General features: G+C 67.6%; 17 protein-coding genes. 10 read left to right on the forward strand and 7 right to left on the reverse strand.

Features of this window, described 5'->3' with window-relative positions:
* Positions 1 to 323 precede the first annotated feature (323 nt).
* On the forward strand, positions 324 to 1,661 hold the full coding sequence (locus ACFY9E_RS13310) for an MATE family efflux transporter (protein ID WP_390982505.1): 1,338 nt from the start codon (positions 324 to 326) through the stop codon (positions 1,659 to 1,661).
* Between the two features lie 175 nt (positions 1,662 to 1,836).
* Here ACFY9E_RS13310 and rplI read toward each other — a convergent pair whose 3' ends face one another.
* The 4 genes from rplI to rpsF form a co-directional block, all read right to left on the reverse strand.
* Positions 1,837 to 2,283 carry a 50S ribosomal protein L9 gene (gene rplI / locus ACFY9E_RS13315; RefSeq protein ID WP_390982508.1) on the reverse strand — a complete coding sequence of 149 codons (447 nt, stop codon included), beginning with the start codon at positions 2,281 to 2,283 and terminating at the stop codon, positions 1,837 to 1,839.
* Between the two features lie 18 nt (positions 2,284 to 2,301).
* On the reverse strand, positions 2,302 to 2,538 hold the full coding sequence (rpsR, locus tag ACFY9E_RS13320; RefSeq protein WP_003949403.1) for a 30S ribosomal protein S18: 237 nt from the start codon (positions 2,536 to 2,538) through the stop codon (positions 2,302 to 2,304).
* Between the two features lie 45 nt (positions 2,539 to 2,583).
* The gene (locus ACFY9E_RS13325; protein WP_390982513.1) at positions 2,584 to 3,174 is read right to left on the reverse strand and encodes a single-stranded DNA-binding protein; all 591 of its coding nucleotides are present in this window, start codon (positions 3,172 to 3,174) and stop codon (positions 2,584 to 2,586) included.
* A gap of 70 nt (positions 3,175 to 3,244) precedes the next feature.
* Entirely contained in the window at positions 3,245 to 3,535 is a 291-nt protein-coding gene (gene rpsF / locus ACFY9E_RS13330; RefSeq protein WP_104779105.1) for a 30S ribosomal protein S6, read from the reverse strand.
* Positions 3,536 to 3,799: 264 nt separating this feature from the next.
* Here rpsF and ACFY9E_RS13335 point away from each other — a divergent pair, with 264 nt between their 5' ends.
* From ACFY9E_RS13335 to ACFY9E_RS13345, 3 genes are all read left to right on the forward strand, one after another.
* Complete coding sequence (locus tag ACFY9E_RS13335; RefSeq protein WP_389963202.1) at positions 3,800 to 4,105, forward strand: hypothetical protein; 306 nt, start codon at positions 3,800 to 3,802, stop codon at positions 4,103 to 4,105.
* A gap of 164 nt (positions 4,106 to 4,269) precedes the next feature.
* Entirely contained in the window at positions 4,270 to 5,391 is a 1,122-nt protein-coding gene (femX, locus tag ACFY9E_RS13340) for a peptidoglycan bridge formation glycyltransferase FemX (RefSeq protein ID WP_388318867.1), read from the forward strand.
* 82 nt (positions 5,392 to 5,473) lie between these two features.
* Entirely contained in the window at positions 5,474 to 6,505 is a 1,032-nt protein-coding gene (locus tag ACFY9E_RS13345) for an alanine racemase (protein WP_390982518.1), read from the forward strand.
* A 113-nt stretch (positions 6,506 to 6,618) separates the two neighbouring features.
* Here the strand turns inward: ACFY9E_RS13345 and ACFY9E_RS13350 are convergent, their stop codons facing one another.
* Positions 6,619 to 8,121, reverse strand: coding sequence for a glycosyltransferase 87 family protein (locus ACFY9E_RS13350; protein WP_390982521.1), 1,503 nt, complete (start codon positions 8,119 to 8,121; stop codon positions 6,619 to 6,621).
* A gap of 178 nt (positions 8,122 to 8,299) precedes the next feature.
* Between ACFY9E_RS13350 and ACFY9E_RS13355 the strand changes: the two genes are divergently transcribed.
* Positions 8,300 to 8,740: a hypothetical protein gene (locus ACFY9E_RS13355; protein WP_390982524.1), complete on the forward strand. Its 441-nt coding sequence runs from the start codon at positions 8,300 to 8,302 to the stop codon at positions 8,738 to 8,740.
* A 113-nt stretch (positions 8,741 to 8,853) separates the two neighbouring features.
* Here ACFY9E_RS13355 and ACFY9E_RS13360 read toward each other — a convergent pair whose 3' ends face one another.
* Complete coding sequence (locus tag ACFY9E_RS13360) at positions 8,854 to 11,514, reverse strand: transglycosylase domain-containing protein (RefSeq protein WP_390982527.1); 2,661 nt, start codon at positions 11,512 to 11,514, stop codon at positions 8,854 to 8,856.
* A 402-nt stretch (positions 11,515 to 11,916) separates the two neighbouring features.
* On the opposite strand from ACFY9E_RS13360, the gene ACFY9E_RS13365 reads away from it, so the two are divergent.
* The 4 genes from ACFY9E_RS13365 (at position 11,917) to ACFY9E_RS13380 (ending at position 15,715) form a co-directional block, all read left to right on the forward strand.
* On the forward strand, positions 11,917 to 12,600 hold the full coding sequence (locus tag ACFY9E_RS13365; protein ID WP_390982530.1) for a helix-turn-helix transcriptional regulator: 684 nt from the start codon (positions 11,917 to 11,919) through the stop codon (positions 12,598 to 12,600).
* Between the two features lie 44 nt (positions 12,601 to 12,644).
* Positions 12,645 to 13,727 carry an inositol-3-phosphate synthase gene (locus tag ACFY9E_RS13370; protein ID WP_390982533.1) on the forward strand — a complete coding sequence of 361 codons (1,083 nt, stop codon included), beginning with the start codon at positions 12,645 to 12,647 and terminating at the stop codon, positions 13,725 to 13,727.
* Between the two features lie 89 nt (positions 13,728 to 13,816).
* The gene (locus tag ACFY9E_RS13375) at positions 13,817 to 15,079 is read left to right on the forward strand and encodes an MFS transporter (protein WP_390982536.1); all 1,263 of its coding nucleotides are present in this window, start codon (positions 13,817 to 13,819) and stop codon (positions 15,077 to 15,079) included.
* A gap of 123 nt (positions 15,080 to 15,202) precedes the next feature.
* Positions 15,203 to 15,715, forward strand: coding sequence for a hypothetical protein (locus ACFY9E_RS13380; protein ID WP_390982539.1), 513 nt, complete (start codon positions 15,203 to 15,205; stop codon positions 15,713 to 15,715).
* Between the two features lie 111 nt (positions 15,716 to 15,826).
* Here ACFY9E_RS13380 and ACFY9E_RS13385 read toward each other — a convergent pair whose 3' ends face one another.
* Positions 15,827 to 17,272 carry a CCA tRNA nucleotidyltransferase gene (locus ACFY9E_RS13385; RefSeq protein WP_390982542.1) on the reverse strand — a complete coding sequence of 482 codons (1,446 nt, stop codon included), beginning with the start codon at positions 17,270 to 17,272 and terminating at the stop codon, positions 15,827 to 15,829.
* Positions 17,273 to 17,538: 266 nt separating this feature from the next.
* On the opposite strand from ACFY9E_RS13385, the gene ACFY9E_RS13390 reads away from it, so the two are divergent.
* Complete coding sequence (locus ACFY9E_RS13390; protein ID WP_390982545.1) at positions 17,539 to 19,944, forward strand: DUF6049 family protein; 2,406 nt, start codon at positions 17,539 to 17,541, stop codon at positions 19,942 to 19,944.
* Positions 19,945 to 19,983 lie beyond the last annotated feature (39 nt).

A 19,983-nucleotide genomic window follows, 5' to 3' on the forward strand; every position in this document is an offset into this window, starting at 1 on the left:
GGGCGCCGGACCACCGTAGGCCTCTCGGCACCGTCAGCCAATCTGGTTATCCACAGGCCATGTGGACGACGGCCCAGATGCTGTGGAGAACTCCTCGAAACCTGTGCACGAGCCGGTGGACAGGCCTGTGAACAAGCAGCGGGACCGCCAAGCCAAACCCGTCTGACCTGCTGCTTTACCGTCCACCGGCTGTGCAGAAGAAAAACTTTCCCAACCGGCGCAAGATCGTCTCGAACAGTGCACAGCAGTGCGCACACCGAGACGGAAAGTAAGGGTCACAAAAGCTTTGCATCACTTACCTGTGGACGATTAGATTGGTGCGCATGACACAGGCCCCCGCGCGCCGCCGACCCGGCCGGAGACAGCACGACCGAGAGATCGTCGCACTGGCTGTGCCGGCCTTCGGCGCCCTCGTCGCCGAGCCCCTCTTCCTCATGGCCGACACCGCGATCGTGGGCCATCTGGGCACAGCCCAACTCGCCGGCCTCGGCGTCGCCTCGGCCCTTCTGATGACCGCCGTCAGCGTCTTCGTCTTCCTCGCCTACGCCACCACAGCGGCGGTTGCCCGCCGAGTCGGCGCGGGCGACCTCCAGGCCGCCATCCGGCAGGGCATGGACGGCATCTGGCTGGCCCTGCTCCTCGGTGCTGCCGTCGTCGCCGTCGCCCTCCCGACGGCGCCGCACCTCGTGGACCTCTTCGGTGCCTCGGATGCGGCAGCTCCCTACGCGACCACGTATCTGCGCATCTCCGTGCTCGGCATACCGGCGATGCTCGTCGTGCTCGCCGCGACCGGCGTGCTGCGTGGCCTGCAGGACACGAAGACCCCGCTCTACGTCGCCATCGCGGGCTTCATCGCCAACGGTGTCCTCAACGTCGGGCTGGTCTACGGCGCCGACCTGGGGATCGCCGGTTCCGCATGGGGAACCGTCATCGCCCAGTGCGGCATGGCGGCGGTCTACCTCGCGGTGGTGCTACGAGGAGCCCGCAAACACGGCGCTTCGCTGCGTCCGGACGCCGCCGGGATCAGGGCCTCCGCGCAAGCCGGTGTCCCCCTCCTGGTCCGGACCCTCTCCCTGCGGGCGATCCTGATGATCGCCACGGCGATCGCCGCCCGCCTCGGAGATGCCGACATCGCCGCCCACCAGATCATCCTCTCCCTGTGGAGCCTGCTGGCCTTCGCCCTTGATGCCATCGCCATCGCGGGGCAGGCCATCATCGGGCGCTACCTCGGAGCCGGTGACGCCCAAGGCGCCCGGGACGCGTGCCGTCGCATGGTGGAGTGGGGCATCACCGTCGGCGTCGTCCTCGGGGCGCTGGTGGTCATCACCCGGCCGGCGTTCCTGCCCCTGTTCACCAGTGACCCAGCGGTCAAGGACGTGGCGCTGCCCGCACTGATCATCGTCGCCCTCTCCCAGCCGATCTCCGGCATCGTCTTCGTTCTGGACGGAGTGCTGATGGGTGCTGGCGACGGACCTTACCTCGCCTGGGCCATGCTGCTCACCCTGGCGATCTTCACGCCGGTCGCTCTACTGGTCCCGGTACTGGGCGGTGGGCTGACCGCCCTCTGGGCCACGATGACGCTGATGATGACCGTACGGATGCTGACGCTATGGCTCCGCGCCCGCTCGGGGCGCTGGATCGTGACGGGCGCGACCCGCTGACCGTTTCACGTGAAACGCTGCCTGTTTCACGTGAAACACGACGAGGTCCACAGAACGCGGTGTTTCACGTGAAACACGGACGCCGTTTCAGCCGACAGACACCCGGCAGACACGAAGGGGGCCGCACCCCGCAGGGTGCGGCCCCCTTCGCTTACTGCTTCAGCAAGGGCGGCACTCAGGCCGCGACGACCTCGATGTTGACCTTGGCGGCAACCTCGGGGTGCAGACGCACGGACGTCTCGTGAGCGCCCAGCGTCTTGATCGGCGAGCCGAGCTCGATGCGGCGCTTGTCGACCTCGGGACCACCGGAGGCCTTGATCGCCGAAGCGATGTCGGCCGGCGTGACGGAACCGAAGAGCCGACCGGCGTCGCCGGAGCGAACGGCCAGACGGACCTTGACGCCCTCGAGCTGGGCCTTCACAGAGTTGGCCTGCTCGATGGTCTGGATCTCGTGGATCTTGCGAGCACGACGGATCTGCTCGACGTCCTTCTCGCCACCCTTGGTCCAGCGGATAGCGAAATTCCGCGGGATCAGGTAGTTGCGAGCGTAACCGTCCTTGACGTCAACGACGTCGCCCGCGGCACCGAGGCCGGAGACCTCGTGGGTGAGGATGATCTTCATGAGTCGGTCACCCTTCCCTTATCGCGCGGTGGAGGTGTAGGGCAGCAGCGCCATCTCACGGCTGTTCTTCACGGCCGTGGCGACGTCACGCTGGTGCTGGGTGCAGTTGCCGGTCACGCGGCGGGCACGGATCTTGCCGCGGTCGGAAATGAACTTCCGCAGCATGTTCGTGTCCTTGTAGTCCACGTACGTGACCTTGTCCTTGCAGAAAGCGCAGACCTTCTTCTTCGGCTTGCGCACAGGCGGCTTAGCCATGGTGTTTCTCCTGTGTGATCAAGAAGTGTGAGTGCGAACCCACCCCTAGAAGGGGGGCTCGTCCGAGTAGCCGCCGCCACCGCCGCCGCCGGAGTTTCCACCCCAGCCGCCGCCACCGCCCTGGTTGCCACCGGCGGGAGCGCCGGTCGCCCACGGGTCGTCGGCGGGAGCGCCGCCGCCCTGCTGGCCGCCACCGGAGCCGCCGCCCCAGCCGCCGCCACCCTGGGCGCCGCCGCCACCACCGCCGCTGAAGCCGCCCTGGCCACCTCGACCACTGGTCTTGGTGACCTTGGCCGTGGCGTTGCGCAGGCTGGCGCCGACTTCCTCGACGTCCAGCTCGTAGACCGTGCGCTTGACGCCCTCACGGTCCTCGTAGGACCGCTGCTTCAGCCGGCCCTGCACGATGACGCGCATGCCTCGCTGGAGCGACTCCGCGACGTTCTCCGCCGCCTGACGCCAGACCGAGCAGGTCAGAAAGAGGCTCTCGCCGTCCTTCCACTCGTTCGTCTGGCGGTCGAAGGTGCGGGGGGTGGACGCGACACGGAACTTCGCGACCGCCGCACCGGAGGGGGTGAAGCGCAGCTCGGGGTCGTCGACAAGATTGCCGACGACCGTGATGACGGTCTCGCCTGCCATGGGGGAACCTCTCGGCGGGTTTGCTCTGGCTGCTTGCTACTCGAATCCCGGGATCAGCTGAGCCGGAGGCTCAGTGCATCTCGGGACGGAGGACCTTGGTCCGGAGGACCGACTCGTTCAGGTTCATCTGGCGGTCGAGCTCCTTGACGACCGCAGGCTCGGCCTGCAGGTCGATGACCGAGTAGATGCCCTCGGGCTTCTTCTTGATCTCGTACGCGAGACGACGACGGCCCCAGGTGTCGACCTTCTCGACCTTTCCGCCGCCGTCACGGACGACAGAGAGGAAGTTCTCGATCAGCGGAGAGACAGCACGCTCCTCGACCTCGGGGTCGAGGATGACCATCACCTCGTAGTGACGCATGTGGAACCCACCTCCTTTGGACTCAGCGGCCACGGTCGTTCCGTGGCAGGAGGGTTGTGATGCGTAGGCAACGGTATCGGCCACCACTGACAGTCGGGGGTTCTGATGAGGAGCCCCTGCCATGACATGGGCAGACACCGGTGCGGACGGTACAGAGTACCCGCACAGCGGCTTGCGGTTGAAATCCGGCCGCCAGGGCAGCCAATCTGTACACATCGGGTGTGTATGGCGCTACGATGCGCCGACTTTCGCAGGAGGTGCCCTATGGCACAGGCATTGCGACCCAACACCGCCGGCGGCCTCTTCGCCACGGACGGCAAGCCCCATCCCCTCCAGGACGCCCTGCTCGCGGTGACCCTGGTCCTGGGCCTCATGTCGTTCCTCACGGCGATCATCGACGAAGACCTGCATCTGCTCAGCTCCTGGGCCGGCCTCGTGGGCATCCTCACGGGCGCGTACGGCCAGTGGATCTCCGAGACGACCCGGGAACGCTTCGGCCTGATCCTGGGCCTGGGCGCCTCGGGTGTCGGGTTCTTCCTGGGCATGGCGCACGGCGGCCTCATCGGCTGACGCCAGGGCACCCCCTCCCGAACATCGCTCACGCCCCGGCCGGCCTCGGGCCGGGGCGAAGGTCCCGTACGCCCAACCGGCGCGCTCCCAAGGCGCAGTAGGCTTCGCGCGAGAGCCGGAGCCCCTGAACCCATGGGGACACACCAGCCCGAGGAGCGCCCCGAATGAGCCTGACCCTGAGGACCATCAGTCGCGAGCAGCATCTGGCATACATCCAGAGCCTGCCGTCGGCGAGCCACATGCAGGTCCCGGCCTGGGCTGATGTCAAGGCGGAGTGGCGCTCCGAGAACCTCGGATGGTTCGACGACCGCACCGGCGAGATGGTCGGTGCCGGCCTGGTCCTCTACCGGCAGCTTCCCAAGATCAAGCGTTACCTCGCCTATCTGCCCGAGGGCCCGGTCATCAACTGGTTCGCGCCGAATCTGCAGGAGTGGCTCGAGCCGATGCTGGCGCACCTGAAGCAGCAGGGCGCCTTCTCCGTGAAGATGGGCCCGCCGGTGATCATCCGGCGCTGGGAGGCCCCCTCCATCAAGCAGGGCATCCAGAACCCCGACGTCAAGCGCCTGCGGGACATCGAGGCAGACCACATCGAGCCGCGTGCCTTCGAGGTCGCCGACAAGCTGCGCCGCATGGGCTGGCAGCAGGGTGAGGACGGCGGCGCCGGCTTCGGCGACGTCCAGCCCCGTTACGTGTACCAGGTGCCGCTGGCGAACCGCTCCCTGGAAGAGGTCCACAAGAACTTCAACCAACTGTGGCGCCGCAACATCAAGAAGGCCGAGAAGGCCGGCGTCGAGGTCGTCCAGGGCGGTTACCAGGACCTCGAGGAATGGCAGCGGCTGTACGAGATCACGGCCGTGCGCGACCACTTCCGACCGCGCCCGCTGTCGTACTTCCAGCGCATGTGGACGGCCCTCAACACCGAGGACCCCAACCGCATGCGGCTGTACTTCGCCCGTCACGACGGCGTGAACCTGTCGGCCGCGACGATGCTGATCGTCGGCGGACACGTCTGGTACTCCTACGGCGCCTCCGACAACATCGGCCGCGAGGTCCGGCCCTCGAACGCGATGCAGTGGCGGATGCTGCGCGACGCCTACGCGCTCGGCGCCACCGTCTACGACCTGCGGGGCATCTCCGACTCGCTGGACGAGACCGACCACCTCTTCGGTCTGATCCAGTTCAAGGTGGGTACCGGCGGCCAGGCGGCCGAGTACCTCGGCGAGTGGGACTTCCCGTTGAACAAGCTGCTGCACAAGGCGCTCGACATCTACATGTCGCGTCGTTGATGTCCCGTTCAGTGCTTCTATACCTCTGACACACGGCAACCGCTGATACACGGCGACCACGAGAAAGGTTCCAGGTCCGGCCATGGCGCTCACGCTCTACGTCGACACCGCGCGCTGGCGTGCGCACCACAAGCACGTGCAGGAGCAGTTCCCGGGCCTCGTGCCGGTCTGCAAGGGCAACGGCTACGGTTTCGGGCACGAGCGGCTGGCGGAGGAGGCCACACGGCTGGGCTCGGACGTCCTCGCCGTCGGCACGACCTATGAGGCCGCCCGGATCAAGGACTGGTTCGGCGGGGACCTGCTGGTGCTGACGCCCTACCGGCGCGGCGAGGAGCCGGTGCCGCTGCCGGACCGGGTCATCCGCTCCGTCTCGTCGATAGACGGTGTGTACGGCCTGGTCGGCGCCCGTGTGGTGATCGAGGTGATGTCCTCGATGAAGCGGCACGGCATCAGCGAGCAGGACCTGGCCCAGCTGCACGCCGCCATCGAGAACGTCCGCCTGGAGGGCTTCGCCATCCACCTGCCGCTGGACCGCACCGACGGCTCGGACGCCGTCGAGGAGGTCATCGGCTGGATGGACCGGCTGCGTGCCGCCCGGCTGCCCCTGCACACCATGTTCGTCAGCCACCTCAAGGCCGACGAACTCGCCCGGCTCCAGCAGCAGTTCCCGCAGACCCGGTTCCGGGCCCGCATCGGCACGCGGCTGTGGCTGGGGGACCACGACGCCACCGAGTACCGCGGCGCGGTCCTGGACGTCACGCGGGTCGCCAAGGGCGACCGCTTCGGTTACCGCCAGCAGAAGGCCGCCTCCGACGGCTTCCTGGTGGTCGTGGCGGGCGGTACGTCGCACGGGGTGGGTCTGGAGGCCCCCAAGGCGCTGCACGGCGTCATGCCGCGCGCCAAGGGCGTCGCCCGGGCCGGCCTCGCGACGGTGAACCGGAACCTCTCCCCGTTCGTCTGGGGTGGCAAGCAGCGCTGGTTCGCGGAGCCGCCGCACATGCAGGTCTCGATCCTGTTCGTGCCGGCGGACGCGCCGGAGCCGAAGGTCGGCGATGAGCTCGTGGCCCATCTGCGCCACACCACCACGCAGTTCGACCGGCTCATGGACCGCTGACCGGCGCGACGCAGCATTCCTCGCAGCGCAGCATCCCTCGTGGCAAGAAGGCCGTACACGGCTTCCCGTGTACGGCCTTCTGCGTCCCGGTTACGGCATCCCGCGCTGTTCGCTCAGAGCGAACCGTCCGGGGCGCCCGGCTTGCCCCACTCGACCGACGGCCCGTCGAACTGGGCGGTCATGTGCCGTCGGCCGCGGGCCGCGGGGCCGAGAACGAAGATGTCTTCGGCGTTGTCGAGTACGCCGCCCGAGGGGTCGTCGTCACCGGACCGCCGCACCGGATCCCGCTCCGGCATGAAGATGTCCCGAACGACCATCACACACAGGTACAGCGTTCCCAGCAGATGCAGGCCGATGGCCCAGTGGTAGCCGTCGGTGGGAAGACCCTTGTGGGCCTCTCCGCTGGTCGTGTACGCGAGGTACAGCCAGATCCCCAGGAAGTACGCCACCTCGCAGGCCTGCCAGATCAGGAAGTCCCGCCACTTCGGCCGGGCGAGAGCGGCCAGCGGCACCAGCCACAGGACGTACTGCGGCGAGTAGACCTTGTTGGTGAGGATGAACGCCGCCACGATCAGGAAGACGAGCTGGGCGAACCGCGGGCGGCGCGGGGCGGTCAGCCCTAGCACCGCGACAGCCGCACAGCACACCAGCATCAGCAGCGTGGCCAGTGTGTTGACGGTGTCGGTGCTGAGCGGGTCGTCCGAGTTCTGCGCCATGATCAGCCAGAACGATCCGAAGTCGACGCCCCGCTCCTGGCTGAATGTGTAGAACTTCGACCAGCCTTCGAAGGCGAAGAGCATCACCGGCCCGTTCACGACGACCCACGCGACGATCGCGCCGCCCAGAGCCGTCCCGAACTCACGCCACCTGCCCGCACGCCAGCACAGCACCATCAGCGGCCCCAGGAGCAGGAAGGGGTAGAGCTTGGCGGCCGTGGCGAGCCCCAGCAGGACGCCGAAAGCGAGGGAACGGCCACGTGACCACATCAGCATCGCCGCGGCCGTCAGAGCGACCGCGAGCAGGTCCCAGTTGATGGTGGCGGTCAGGGCTGCGGCGGGCGCCAGGGCGACCAGCAGGCCGTCCCAGGGACGCCGGGCGTGGGTACGGGTGACGCACACGGCGATGACCGACGCACACACCATGAGCATTCCGGCATTGACCATCCAGTACCACTGCTCCTGGTACTGGATGGTGCCGCTGCCGGGCGTGAGCCAGGAGGCGACCTCCATGAAGACACCGGTGAGAACCGGGTACTCCAGGTACTGCATGTCGCCGGGAAGCCGGTCGAAGTACGGCACGAGCCCGTCGGCGAAGCCGCGCCCCTGGTAGAGGTGGGGGATGTCCGAGTAGCAGGCGTGCGTGTACTGGGAACTCGCGCCGAAGAACCAGGCACCGTTGTAGCAGGGCGCCTTCTGGACCAGGCCGAGGGCGAACATGCCGATCGCCACCAGCGCGATCACCCGCACGGGAGTCCACCAGGACGTCCCGAGCAGGGCACGCCGCCCGAGCGGGCCGCCGATCAGCTCGCTGCCGGCCGCGGCGACCTCGTCCTCCTTGGTCGGCCGCACCGGGTCCGGCTCATGGACGCTCGCTTGCGTCGATTCTGCACTGGGCATGGACCCATCCTGCCGTACGGGTCCGACGGCGACGCCGGGCCGTCCGAACCGCTACCTCGGCCCGCCCGAGACAAAAGACCCGCATTGCACCCAATGGTCAATTTATCGATCTTGAAGGAATTATTATGTGCTGCTAGCTTCATGAGACCAAGTCATTCACGCCACACAAGGGGGATAAGTGAAAAACAGAGCAAAACTCGGTCTGGTCACCACTGCGTCGGCACTGCTCATCGGATTTACGGCCAGTCCGTCCCAGGCTGCCGCACAAGCCTATGCGAGTTGCTTCACGAGCCCGGCCGGCGCCAGCGGATCCGTTTCTACCAGTGGATGGAATTACGGCGACCGGAGCATTCCCAGCCTGACGATGAAGCTGTACGACGAGGCCCCTGACAAGCACCACGTGCGGATTCGACTCGTCGTTCAGTACGCCGACACGCACAAGTACTTCGGGTGGCACCACAACTACGACGGCTACGGAACATACAAAGAATTCCCCAGCTATGTCGCCCAGGGCGGCAACATCTTTGACGTCGGAATTCAGGCAGCCGTGTTCGAGGGGGACAGGAGAATCGACCACTGCACCAAGTGGGTTTCCGGATCGACAAAGGATCCTTCCTGAAGCTCGGCGGTAGCCCGCGTCTATTTGGTGCGGCGTCCTGATTCCGGCACAAGCGAGTGGGCGCGATACGACTTGGTCGTATCGCGCCCACTCATCGTCAAGCACCGTTCCGGCTATCCCTCGGGGCCTCCGAAGATGCCTCCGTTGCCATTGCCTCTGGTGTTGCCGCCATCCAGGTTCGTATCGGTTGGCGTGGGCTCGGTGGACGCCCCTCCGTCTGTGCCCCCGTTGCCGGTGCCGCCGTTCTGCGCGCCACCGTCCTCCTCACACCCGAAAAACCCACAGGTGTCGCTCGGCGAAGGTGAGGGTTCCGTCGGGGACTCGCTGGGAGTGGCACTCGGCGACTCGGTCACCGTCTCACTGGGCTCCGCACTGGGCGTCGGTGTCGGCGACGGGGCACCCGCCTCGTGCTGGATCTCTCCGATCTCCTCGGCCTCGGGGAACCCAGGGTCGGACTGGCCCTTGAGCGCGGCCTTCATGTACTCAGTCCACACCAGCGTCGGGACGTCACCACCGTGGATGGACTTCTCACCGGCCGTGCCGTTCATGGAGAGCAGCTTGGCGCTCTTGGGGTCCTCACGGAACATCGCGACCGAGGTCGACAGCTGCTGGGTGTAGCCGACGAACCAGGCCGACTTGTTCTCGTCGGTGGTACCGGTCTTGCCGGCCGCCGTACGGCCCAGGGACAGCGCATTCTTGCCCGTACCGTTCTGGATGACGTTCTCCAGGACGTTCGTGACGTTGTTGGCCACGTTCTCCGGGATCGCCCGCGTGACCCTCGGCTTTTTGAAGCCCTGTACTTCCTGACCGTTGTACTTGACGCTGGTCACTGAGTACGGGGCGGCCTGCTTGCCCGCTGCTGCGAACGTCGCGTAGGCGTCGGCCATACGGATCGCACTGGGCGTCGACGTACCGAGCGCGAACGACGGGTTGAGCTCCTGCACCATGCTCTGGTCCAGGATTCCGGACCGCTTTGCGACCTCCCGCACCCGCGACATGCCCACGTCGACCCCAAGCTGCACGAACGGCGTGTTGACCGACTGCTCCATCGCCTTGCGCAGGGTGATGTAGCCCCACGGGTAGTCGCTCTCGTTCTGCTGCCGGAAGATCGAGTTGTCCTTGCGCAGGTAATAGGTGCCGTCCGGCTTCCTGACCTTCAAGTCGTCATTACCGTTGTACTTGCTGAGCGGCGAGACACCGACTCCGTCACTCCGGTAGGTGCCGTACTCCATCGCCGCGGCGAGCACGAACGGCTTCCACGTCGAACCGACGGGGACGCCCGAGGTGTCCGCGTTGTTGTTGAAGTGGCCGTTCTCGAAGCCCGCACCGCCGTAGAGCGCGACGATCGCGCCGTCCTTGGGCTTCACCGATGCCGCACCGAACTGGACGTGCTTGTCCAGCTCACGCTTCTCCGGGTCGAGCTTCTGCTTCTCGACCTTCTTGACGGCCTTCGCCAGCGCCTCGACGTTGTCCTTCTTGAAGGTCGTCTTGATCTGGTAACCGCCCAGGTCGAACTGCTTCTCGGAGATGTTGGAGTGGTTCAGGACGTACTTCTTGGCCGTATCCACCAGATACCCGATCTGGCCGCTCATGCCCTTGGACGCCTTGCGGTCCTGGGGCATGGGGTACCTCTTGATCGCTTCCTGGTACTCCGCGTCCGTGATCCTCTTGTCGTTGTGCATCTGCTCGAGGATCCACGCCCAACGGGCTTCGGAGCGCTTGCGGTTGGCATCGGCGGTGGCCGTCTTGTCGATGCCGTCATTCCCGGCAGGGTCGTAGTACGTCGGACCCTTCAGCAGGGCGGCGAGGAAGGCGCACTCACTCGGGTTGAGGTCCTTCGCCTCCTTGCCGTAGTAGGCCTGGGCGGCGGCCTGGATGCCGTAGGCGCCTCGGCCGTAGTACGAGGTGTTCAGGTAGCCCTGGAGGATCACCGGCTTGGAGACCTTCGTGCCCACCTTGATGGAGATGAACATCTCCTTGAACTTACGGGTGACCGTCTGTTCCTGGCTCAGGTAGGTGTTCTTGACGAACTGCTGGGTGATCGTCGAACCGCCCTGCGTGTCACCGCCTCGAGCCATGTTCGCCAGGGCGCGGGCGATGCCCATGGGGTCGACGCCGGAGTCCTGGTAGAAGCTCTTGTTCTCGGCCGAGATCACCGCCCACTGCATGGCCTTGGGGATCCGGTCGATCGTGACGTTCTGCCGGTTCTGCCCGCTGCCCGCCGCGACCATCTGGCTGCCGTCGGCCCAGTAGTAGACGTTGTTCTGCGACAGGGCCGCGGCGTTCTCCTCGTTGGGGACGCCCACCATGGCGTAGCCGATGCCCGCCACGGCCACGAGGCTGCCGAAGAATCCGATGCACAGGCCGGAGACGAGCCTCCAGGACGGCATCCAGCGCTGCCAGCCGTACTTGCCGGCCCGCGGATAGTCGATCAGCCGTTTCTTGTCGGGGACGGCGGCCGCGCGTCCCCTGCCCCGGCCGGGCCCGTTCGGGTCGCCGGGACCGGCACGCCGGCCACCTCGGGTCGGTTCGGCCGCTCTGCGGCGGCTGCCACCCGTGCTTCTCTGCGCCGCACGGCGGGCCTCGGCACGGCCGCCGTACTGACGCTCCTCACCCCCTGAGTCGTAAGCGTCCGACCCATAGGAGTCGGACGGAGACCCGGTGGCGCCTCGCGGTGCCGCACGGCGGCCGGAGGACGAGCCGGACTGGCCGCGTCGGGCCGCGGCACGTCCGCCTCCCTGCGGCTGCGGCGGTTTGCGACGGTGCTCGCTCATCGAACGACTACTCCTCGGGCAGGCGCACCCTTGCGCGCCTGGAAACGGCGGCTGGTTTCCGGTCCCCCCGAAGTACGGATGCGGTCGGCTCCGCATTCATCGGTCCCGTATGCACCCGTACTACACCGGGGACGACGACGCTCTCAGGCGTCACTCGGTTCCCGGTGATGTGCATGGCGCACAGACTACGCACCGTCAAAACCTGCCGAGCCCCGAACTTCACCTCAAATCAGGCAACTCGCGTCCGACGAATCGGTGATGTGATCCCGTTCACCCGACCCCCTCTTGTCGCATCCGGATGGCCGTTCTATCGTGCTGATGTATCGAGTCGATACATCAGCACGACACATCGGGCCGACACATCGGTCCGATGCATGCGCACCGCGGCGAGAGGAGGCGACGATGAGCCGGCGTTCCGGCATCCTCGAGTTCGCCGTACTCGGTCTGCTCCGCGAATCTCCGATGCACGGGTATGAGCTGCGCAAGCGGCTCAACACGTCGCTGGGTGTGTTCCGTGCGTTCAGCTACGGGACGCTCTACCCCTGCCTCAAGACGCTGGTCGCCAACGGCTGGTTGATCGAGGAACCGGGGAGCACCCCCGAGGACGCCCTCGCCGCCCCCCTCGCGGGGCGCCGCGCCAAGATCGTCTACCGGTTGACGGCGGAGGGTAAGGAGCACTTCGAGCAGCTGCTCTCGCAGACCGGGCCCGACGCGTACGAGGACGAGACCTTCGCCGCCCGTTTCGCCTTCTTCGGGCAGACCTCACGCGATGTCCGCATGCGCGTGCTGGAGGGCCGCCGCAGCCGGCTGGAGGAGCGTCTGGAGAAGATGAGCGCTTCCCTGGCCCGGACCCGGGAGCGCCTGGACGACTACACGCTCGAGCTCCAGCGCCACGGGATGGAGTCCGTGGAGCGCGAGGTGCGCTGGCTGAACGAGCTGATCGAGAGCGAGCGGGCGGGGCGGGACCTCAAGGGTCCGGCCTCCGCGGAGACCGACTCGCGTGACACCACATCTGGAGCGTCGGGCGGCCTGCCCCGGCCGGGGGACGACCCCCGTCCGGATACGCCCGACGACACCGCCACGTGAGAGCCCGTTCAGGGCCTCACTCGTACACACAGGGAGCAACCGGAATGGGTTCGGTTCGCGTAGCCATCGTCGGTGTGGGCAACTGTGCCGCATCGCTGGTGCAGGGAGTCGAGTACTACAAGGACGCCGACCCGGCGTCCAAGGTGCCGGGCCTGATGCACGTCCAGTTCGGCGACTACCACGTCCGCGACGTCGAGTTCGTCGCCGCGTTCGACGTGGACGCCAAGAAGGTCGGCCTCGACCTGGCGGACGCCATCGGCGCCTCCGAGAACAACACCATCAAGATCTGCGACGTACCCAGCACCGGTGTGACGGTGCAGCGCGGCCACACCCTCGACGGCCTCGGCAAGTACTACCGGGAGACCATCGAGGAATCCGCCGAGGAGCCGGTCGACATCGTCCAGGTCCTCAAGGACCAGCAGGTCGACGTCCTCGTCTGCTACCTGCCCGTCGGCTCCGAGGACGCGGCGAAGTTCTACGCGCAGTGCGCCATCGACGCCAAGGTCGCCTTCGTCAACGCCCTTCCGGTCTTCATCGCCGGCACCAAGGAGTGGGCCGACAAGTTCACCGAGGCGGGCGTGCCGATCGTCGGTGACGACATCAAGTCCCAGGTGGGCGCCACCATCACGCACCGTGTGATGGCCAAGCTGTTCGAGGACCGGGGCGTCATCCTGGACCGCACGATGCAGCTGAACGTCGGCGGCAACATGGACTTCAAGAACATGCTCGAGCGCGACCGTCTCGAGTCGAAGAAGATCTCCAAGACGCAGGCCGTCACCTCCCAGATCCGCGACCGCGAACTGGGCGAGGGCAACGTCCACATCGGCCCGTCCGACTACGTCGCCTGGCTGGACGACCGCAAGTGGGCCTACGTCCGTCTCGAGGGCCGCGCCTTCGGTGACGTCCCGCTGAACCTGGAGTACAAGCTCGAGGTCTGGGACTCCCCGAACTCCGCCGGCGTCATCATCGACGCCGTGCGCGCCGCGAAGATCGCCAAGGACCGCGGCATCGGCGGTCCCGTGCTCTCCGCGTCGAGCTACTTCATGAAGTCCCCGCCCGTGCAGTACTTCGACGACGAGGCCCGCGAGAACGTCGAGAAGTTCATCAAGGGTGACGTCGAGCGCTGACGCGCCGCAACCAGTCGCTCCTGCCAGGGCTGTGAGGGTCCCCGGGTCGTACGACCCGGGGACCCTCCCCGTATGTGAGGCTGGTCCCCATGGCCGTCGTCCGTGACCTGCGCGTCCTGTTGCGCTTCCAGGGTTTCCGGCGCCTGCTCGCCGTGCGTCTGCTGTCGCAGGGTGCCGACGGCGTCTATCAGGTCGCACTCGCCGCGTACGTGGTCTTCTCGCCGGAGAAGCAGACCTCGGCGGCCGCGGTCGCCTCCGCGATGGCGGTGCTGCTGCTCCCGTACTCCCTCGTCGGCCCCTTCGCCGGTGTCCTGCTGGACCGCTGGCGGCGCCGTCAGGTCCTGCTGTTCGGCAGTCTGTTGCGCGCGCTGCTGGCCTGCGCGACGGCCGTGCTGATCCTCAGTCCGGCTCCGGACTGGCTCTTCTACGTCTCGGCGCTGTGCGTCACCGCCGTCAACCGCTTCGTCCTGTCCGGCCTGTCGGCCGCCCTGCCGCGCGTGGTCGACGCCGATCGCCTGGTCCTCGCCAACTCCCTCTCACCGACAGCCGGAACGCTGGCGGCGACCGCGGGTGGCGGACTCGCCTTCGCCGTGCGCCTGGTGGTGGCGGACTCCGACGCCGCCGTGGTGCTCGTGGGAGCCGGTCTGTATCTGTGCGCGGCCCTGGTGTCACTGAGCATGGCGCGTGAACTCCTCGGCCCGGACCGGCCCTTGGCGCGCGAGCGGATCGGGACAGCCCTCACGGACACCGCTCGCGACCTGGCGGCAGGCGTGCGTCATCTGGCCGCGCCCCAGCGCCGTGAGGCCGCCTGGGCCCTCGCGGCGATGTCGCTGATGCGGTTCTGCTACGGCGCCCTGCTGGTCATGCTGCTGATGCTGTGCCGGTACGCCCTCACCTCGACCACGGACGACGGACTCGCCCTGCTGGGACTGGCGTTGGGCGTCTCCGGCGCCGGGTTCTTTGCGGCGGCGGTGGTGACCCCCTGGGCCGCGGGGTGGCTCGGGCCGGGGCGCTGGATCGTCGTGTGCGCGGGGGCAGCGGCGCTGCTGGAGCCTGCCCTCGGGCTGCCGTTCGCCACCGCCCCGCTGCTGGCCGCGGCCTTCGTCCTGGGGCTGACCACCCAGGGCGCGAAGATCGCCACGGACACCATCGTCCAGTCCTCCGTCGAGGACGGCTTCCGTGGCCGGATCTTCTCGGTTTACGACGTCCTCTTCAACGTTTTCTTCGTCGGCGCGGCCGCTGTGGCGGCCCTGATGCTGCCGCCGGACGGCCGATCCGTGCCGCTGGTGATCACGATCGCCGTTATCTACGCGGCAGTAGCTGTGACTATGGCCCGATTTGACCGCCAGTAAGTGTCACATCAATGACACAGAGCCACTTCTGACTACTGCGTTGTCAGTGGGGACCGCTACCTTACGTGAGTCTTATCTCGCGACATGTTCGCGTCACTCACCATGTTCTAGGGGGACCCCCGAATGACTACTCCGCCGCCCCAGGGCAATCCGTTCGCACAGGGCCAGCCCGCGGCTGCACCCCAGGCTCCGTTCCCGCCGCAGGGCGGTTACCCCCAGCAGCCCGGGCAGCCCGGCCTCCCGCCCCAGGGTGGCGGTCCGTACGCTCCGGTCCCCCCGCAGCCGTCCGGTCGCAAGCTCAGCTTCAAGACGATCAAGAACATCGTCATCGTCATAGCCGTGGCGAGCATCGCCATCGTCGGCTACGTGACCAGCCGGGACGACGCCAACACGGCCGCCGTCGGCGACTGCATGCACCGCGGCAGCAGCAGCGACAACAACCCGGACCTCGAAGTCGTGAAGTGCGACGACGCGAAGGCCCAGTTCAAGGTGCTGGCCAAGATCGAAGGCTCGTACCTCACCGACACGCTGGCTTCCAGCAAGTGCGAGGCCGCGGCCAAGGACTTCCAGTACACGTACACCGAGAGCGGTGACGGCAAGGACTTCCTGCTCTGCCTGAAGGACTACAAGAAGTAGGCAAACGGCACGCGGGGCGGTGTTTCACGTGAAACACCGCCCCTCTGTCAGCTTCAGCGCGCTGCCCCGGGGGTCATGTTTCACGTGAAACATGACCCCGTTCTCGCAGCCTCAGCCCTCCTGCCCGGCCCACCACTCCTTGAGTGCGGCCACCGCGGCGTCCGGCTCCATCGGCCCGTTCTCCAGGCGCAGCTCCAGCATGTGCTGGTAGGCGCGGCCGATGACCGGACCGGGGCCCACCCCGAGGATCTCCATGATCTGGTTGCCGTCGAGGTCCGGACGGATCGAGTCCAGCTCCTCCTGCTCCTGCAGCTTGGCGATCCGCTCCTCCAGCCCGTCATACGCGCGCGACAGAGCCGCCGCCTTGCGCTTGTTCCGGGTTGTGCAGTCCGAGCGGGTCAGCTTGTGGAGGCGGTCGAGGAGCGGGCCGGCATCACGGACGTAGCGCCGAACCGCCGAGTCCGTCCACTCACCGGTGCCGTAGCCGTGGAAACGCAGGTGGAGTTCGACCAGCCGTGAGACGTCCTTCACCAGCTCGTTGGAGTACTTCAGGGCCGTCATGCGCTTCTTGGTCATCTTCGCCCCGACCACCTCGTGGTGGTGGAACGAGACCCGGCCGTCCTTCTCGAACCGGCGGGTGCGCGGCTTGCCGATGTCATGCAGCAGGGCAGCCAGGCGGAGGGTGAGGTCGGGACCGTCCTCCTCCAGTGCCATCGCCTGCTCCAGGACGATCAGCGTGTGGTCGTAGACGTCCTTGTGGCGGTGGTGCTCGTCACGCTCCAGCCGCAGGGCCGGCAACTCGGGCATCACGCGATCGGCGAGGCCCGTCTCGACGAGCAGCGTCAAGCCCTTGCGCGGCTGCGGGGAGAGGACCAGCTTGTTCAGCTCGTCCCGGACCCGCTCGGCCGAGACGATCTCGATACGCCCGGCCATCTCCGACATCGCCGTGACGACCTCGGGGGCGACCTCGAAGTCGAGCTGAGCCGCGAAGCGCGCGGCCCTCATCATGCGCAGCGGGTCGTCCGAGAAGGACTCCTCCGGGGTGCCGGGCGTACGCAGCACACGCGCCGCGAGGTCCTCGAGCCCGCCGTGCGGGTCGACGAACTCCTTCTGCGGCAGCGCCACCGCCATCGCGTTCACCGTGAAGTCGCGGCGGACCAGATCCTCCTCGATGGAGTCTCCGTACGACACCTCGGGCTTGCGTGAGGTGCGGTCGTAGGCCTCCGAGCGGTAGGTGGTCACCTCGATCTGGTAGCCGTCCTTGTGGGCACCGACCGTACCGAAGGCGATCCCGACCTCCCAGACGGCGTCCGCCCAGGGGCGCACGATCTTGAGGACGTCCTGGGGGCGGGCGTCGGTCGTGAAGTCCAGATCATTGCCGAGCCGGCCCAGGAGCGCGTCCCGTACCGAGCCGCCGACCAGGGCGAGTGAGAACCCGGCCTCCTGGAAACGGCGGGCGAGGTCGTCGGCGACAGGAGCGACCCGCAGCAGTTCACTCACCGCGCGGTGCTGCACCTGGCTCAGGGCACTGGACGTTTCTTCGTTGGCGTTCGGCACAACAGAAGAGGGTACGTGGCCCGGGCCACCGCGAGCTCCTCCTATTCCCCGTGCGGAAGCATGGGGACAGGTCCGTTATCCACGCACAAGACCAACCCTTGAGCCGTAAAGAGCCGCTTCCTCCCATAGAGCCACATACCGGACAGCAGGACGCCGGTCGGCGATCTTGTGGAACGGACCGCGGCACTTCCCCTCAGCGCGCATCGTTACCATGCGTGGACGCACATTCCGACGACCACTGACGACGACGAGGGACGGACGAGCGCGTGGCCGAGGCGGCAGACTTCCAGGGGACCAGTGCCTCACCTGCCCGCCGGTGGCTGCGGCGCACCGGGGCACTGCTCGCCGGCGCGCCCCTGCTGGCCGGAATCGTCCAGCTGCCCGCCGCCACGCCGGCGGACGCGGCCGGGCAGGAGTCCCCCCAGGCTGCCTCCAGCGCGGGCTCGGTAGCGGTCGCGGTCGACTCGCTCACCCCCAGCACCCCCTCCGAGAGCGACACGGTCACCGTGTCGGGCACGGTGACCAACAACGGCAAGCAGACGGTCACCCGTGCCCATGTCGACCTTCAGGTCGGCCCCCCGCTCGAGACCCGCTCGTCGATCGACACCCTCGCCAAGAAGAGCGACGACCTCCAGGGGCCCTCCGGGGAAAAGGTCGGCGGCAAGTACACCGAGAAGTTCTCCGCGCTCACCCCCGGCGTGGCGGAACCCTTCAGCATCTCCGTGCCGGCCGAGAAGCTGGATCTCGGCCGTGACGGCGTCTACCAGCTGGCCGTCGCGCTCTCCGGGGAGACCGCCGCACAGCCCTGGGACCAGGTTCTCGGCATCCAGCGCACGTTCCTGCCGTGGCATCCGGAGGAGGCGGACACCAAGACGAAGACCACGTTCCTGTGGCCGCTCGTCTCCAGCGCCCACATGGCCGCCGAGACGGGGTCGAACGAGCAGCAGACGCCGGTCTTCCGCGACGAGGAGCTCGCCGAGGAAATCGCCCCGGGCGGCCGCCTCGACCAGATGGTGTCGCTGGGCAAGGGCCTCGACATCACATGGGTGATCGACCCGGACCTGCTGGCGTCCGTCGACGCGATGACGGGGAGCTACCAGGTCCGCGGTGCGGACGGCACCACCACTCCGGGCAAGAACCAGGAGGTCGCCAAGCACTGGCTGGCCGAGCTCCAGCAGGCGGTCACGGGCGAGGAGGTGGCCGCCCTGCCGTTCGGCGACCCGGACCTGGCCTCCCTCGCCCACAACGGCACGAACGTCACCGGCTCGCTCAGCCACCTCAAGGAGGCCACCGATGTCGCCGCCGAGACGGTGGACACGATCCTCCACGTGAAACCGTCCACGGACTTCGCCTGGCCGGTGGACGGCGCCGTCGATCCGTCGATCGTGAAGGTCGCCACGTCCGCGGGTGCCGACAAGGTGATCGCCCGCGGCGACAGCCTCCAGGACAACCTGTCGTACACGCCCTCCGCGGCCCGCCCCATCGGCGGCGGCACCACGGCGGTGGTCGCGGACTCCCGCATGTCCACGGCGTTCCAGGGCGACCTGACCAGGGCCTCCGCCTCCACACTCGCCGTGCAGCGCTTCCTGGCCCAGAGCCTGACGCTGGGCCTGCAGACCGGCAAGCAGCGCAACGTCGTCATCGCCCCGCAGCGGATGCCGTCCGTGAGCCAGGCGCAGGCCATGGCGGAGGCCTTGGCGGCTCTCCAGGGCGGGAACTGGTCCGAGTCGCAGGACCTCACGGCGGCCGCCAAGGCCAAGCCCGACCCGGCCGCCCATACGAAGGTGCCGCCAGCCTCCGCGTACCCCTCCTCGTTGCGCAAGCAGGAGCTGCCGCGGGCCGCCTTCGCGCAGATCGCCAGGACCCAGGGCAAGCTCGACAAGTTCAAGGTGATCCTCACCCGCCAGTCCCGGGTGGTGACCCCCTTCGGGCGGGCCATGAACCGCGAGATGTCCACGTCGTGGCGCGGCCGGGGCGTCGCAGCGGTGGGGTACCGGGATGGCATCGAGTCGTACCTCAACGACCTGATCGACGGAGTGAAGCTGATCCAGAAGTCGGAGACCAAGCTCTCCGGCCGCAGCGCCACGATCCCCGTGACCGTCCAGAACAATCTGGTCCAGGGCGTCGAGAACCTGGAGCTCCGGCTCACGTCGAAGAACCCCACGCGACTCAAGATCGGCGGCGACGCCTATGAGGAGCAGCATGTCACCGTCAACGGCGGCCACGCCCAGTCGGTGAAGTTCACCACGACGGCCAACGCCAACGGCCGGGCGGAAGTCGAAGCCCAGCTGTACACGGAGGACGGCCAGAAGTACGGCGAACCGGTCGTCTTCGACGTGAGGGTCACCGAGGTCACGCCCACGGTGATGCTGGTCATCGGTGGTGGCGTCCTGCTCCTGGTCCTCGCCGGCTTCCGGATGTACACCCAGCGCAAGCGCGCCGCCGCCCGCGAGGCCGCCGAGGACGACACCGCCGAGGCGGACGCCGAGGCCGACGGCCCGCAGAGCCAGGCCGGCGCTCCGCAGAACCCGGAGGCCTCCGGCGCGCGTCTCGAGGAGGAGACCGAGGCCGGCTCACGGGCCGACGCCCCTGAGCAGCCGAGTGACCCGGCCCCGGACACCGCAGCGGAAAGCGCCGACCCGTCCGGCACGGGTGAGAGAGTGGACCGTTGAGAAGTCGTGGCCGGTGGGCCCGGGACGATGAGGTGGGGT

This window comes from Streptomyces sp. NPDC012466 (assembly GCF_042955215.1).
Classification (GTDB): Bacteria; Actinomycetota; Actinomycetes; order Streptomycetales; family Streptomycetaceae; genus Streptomyces.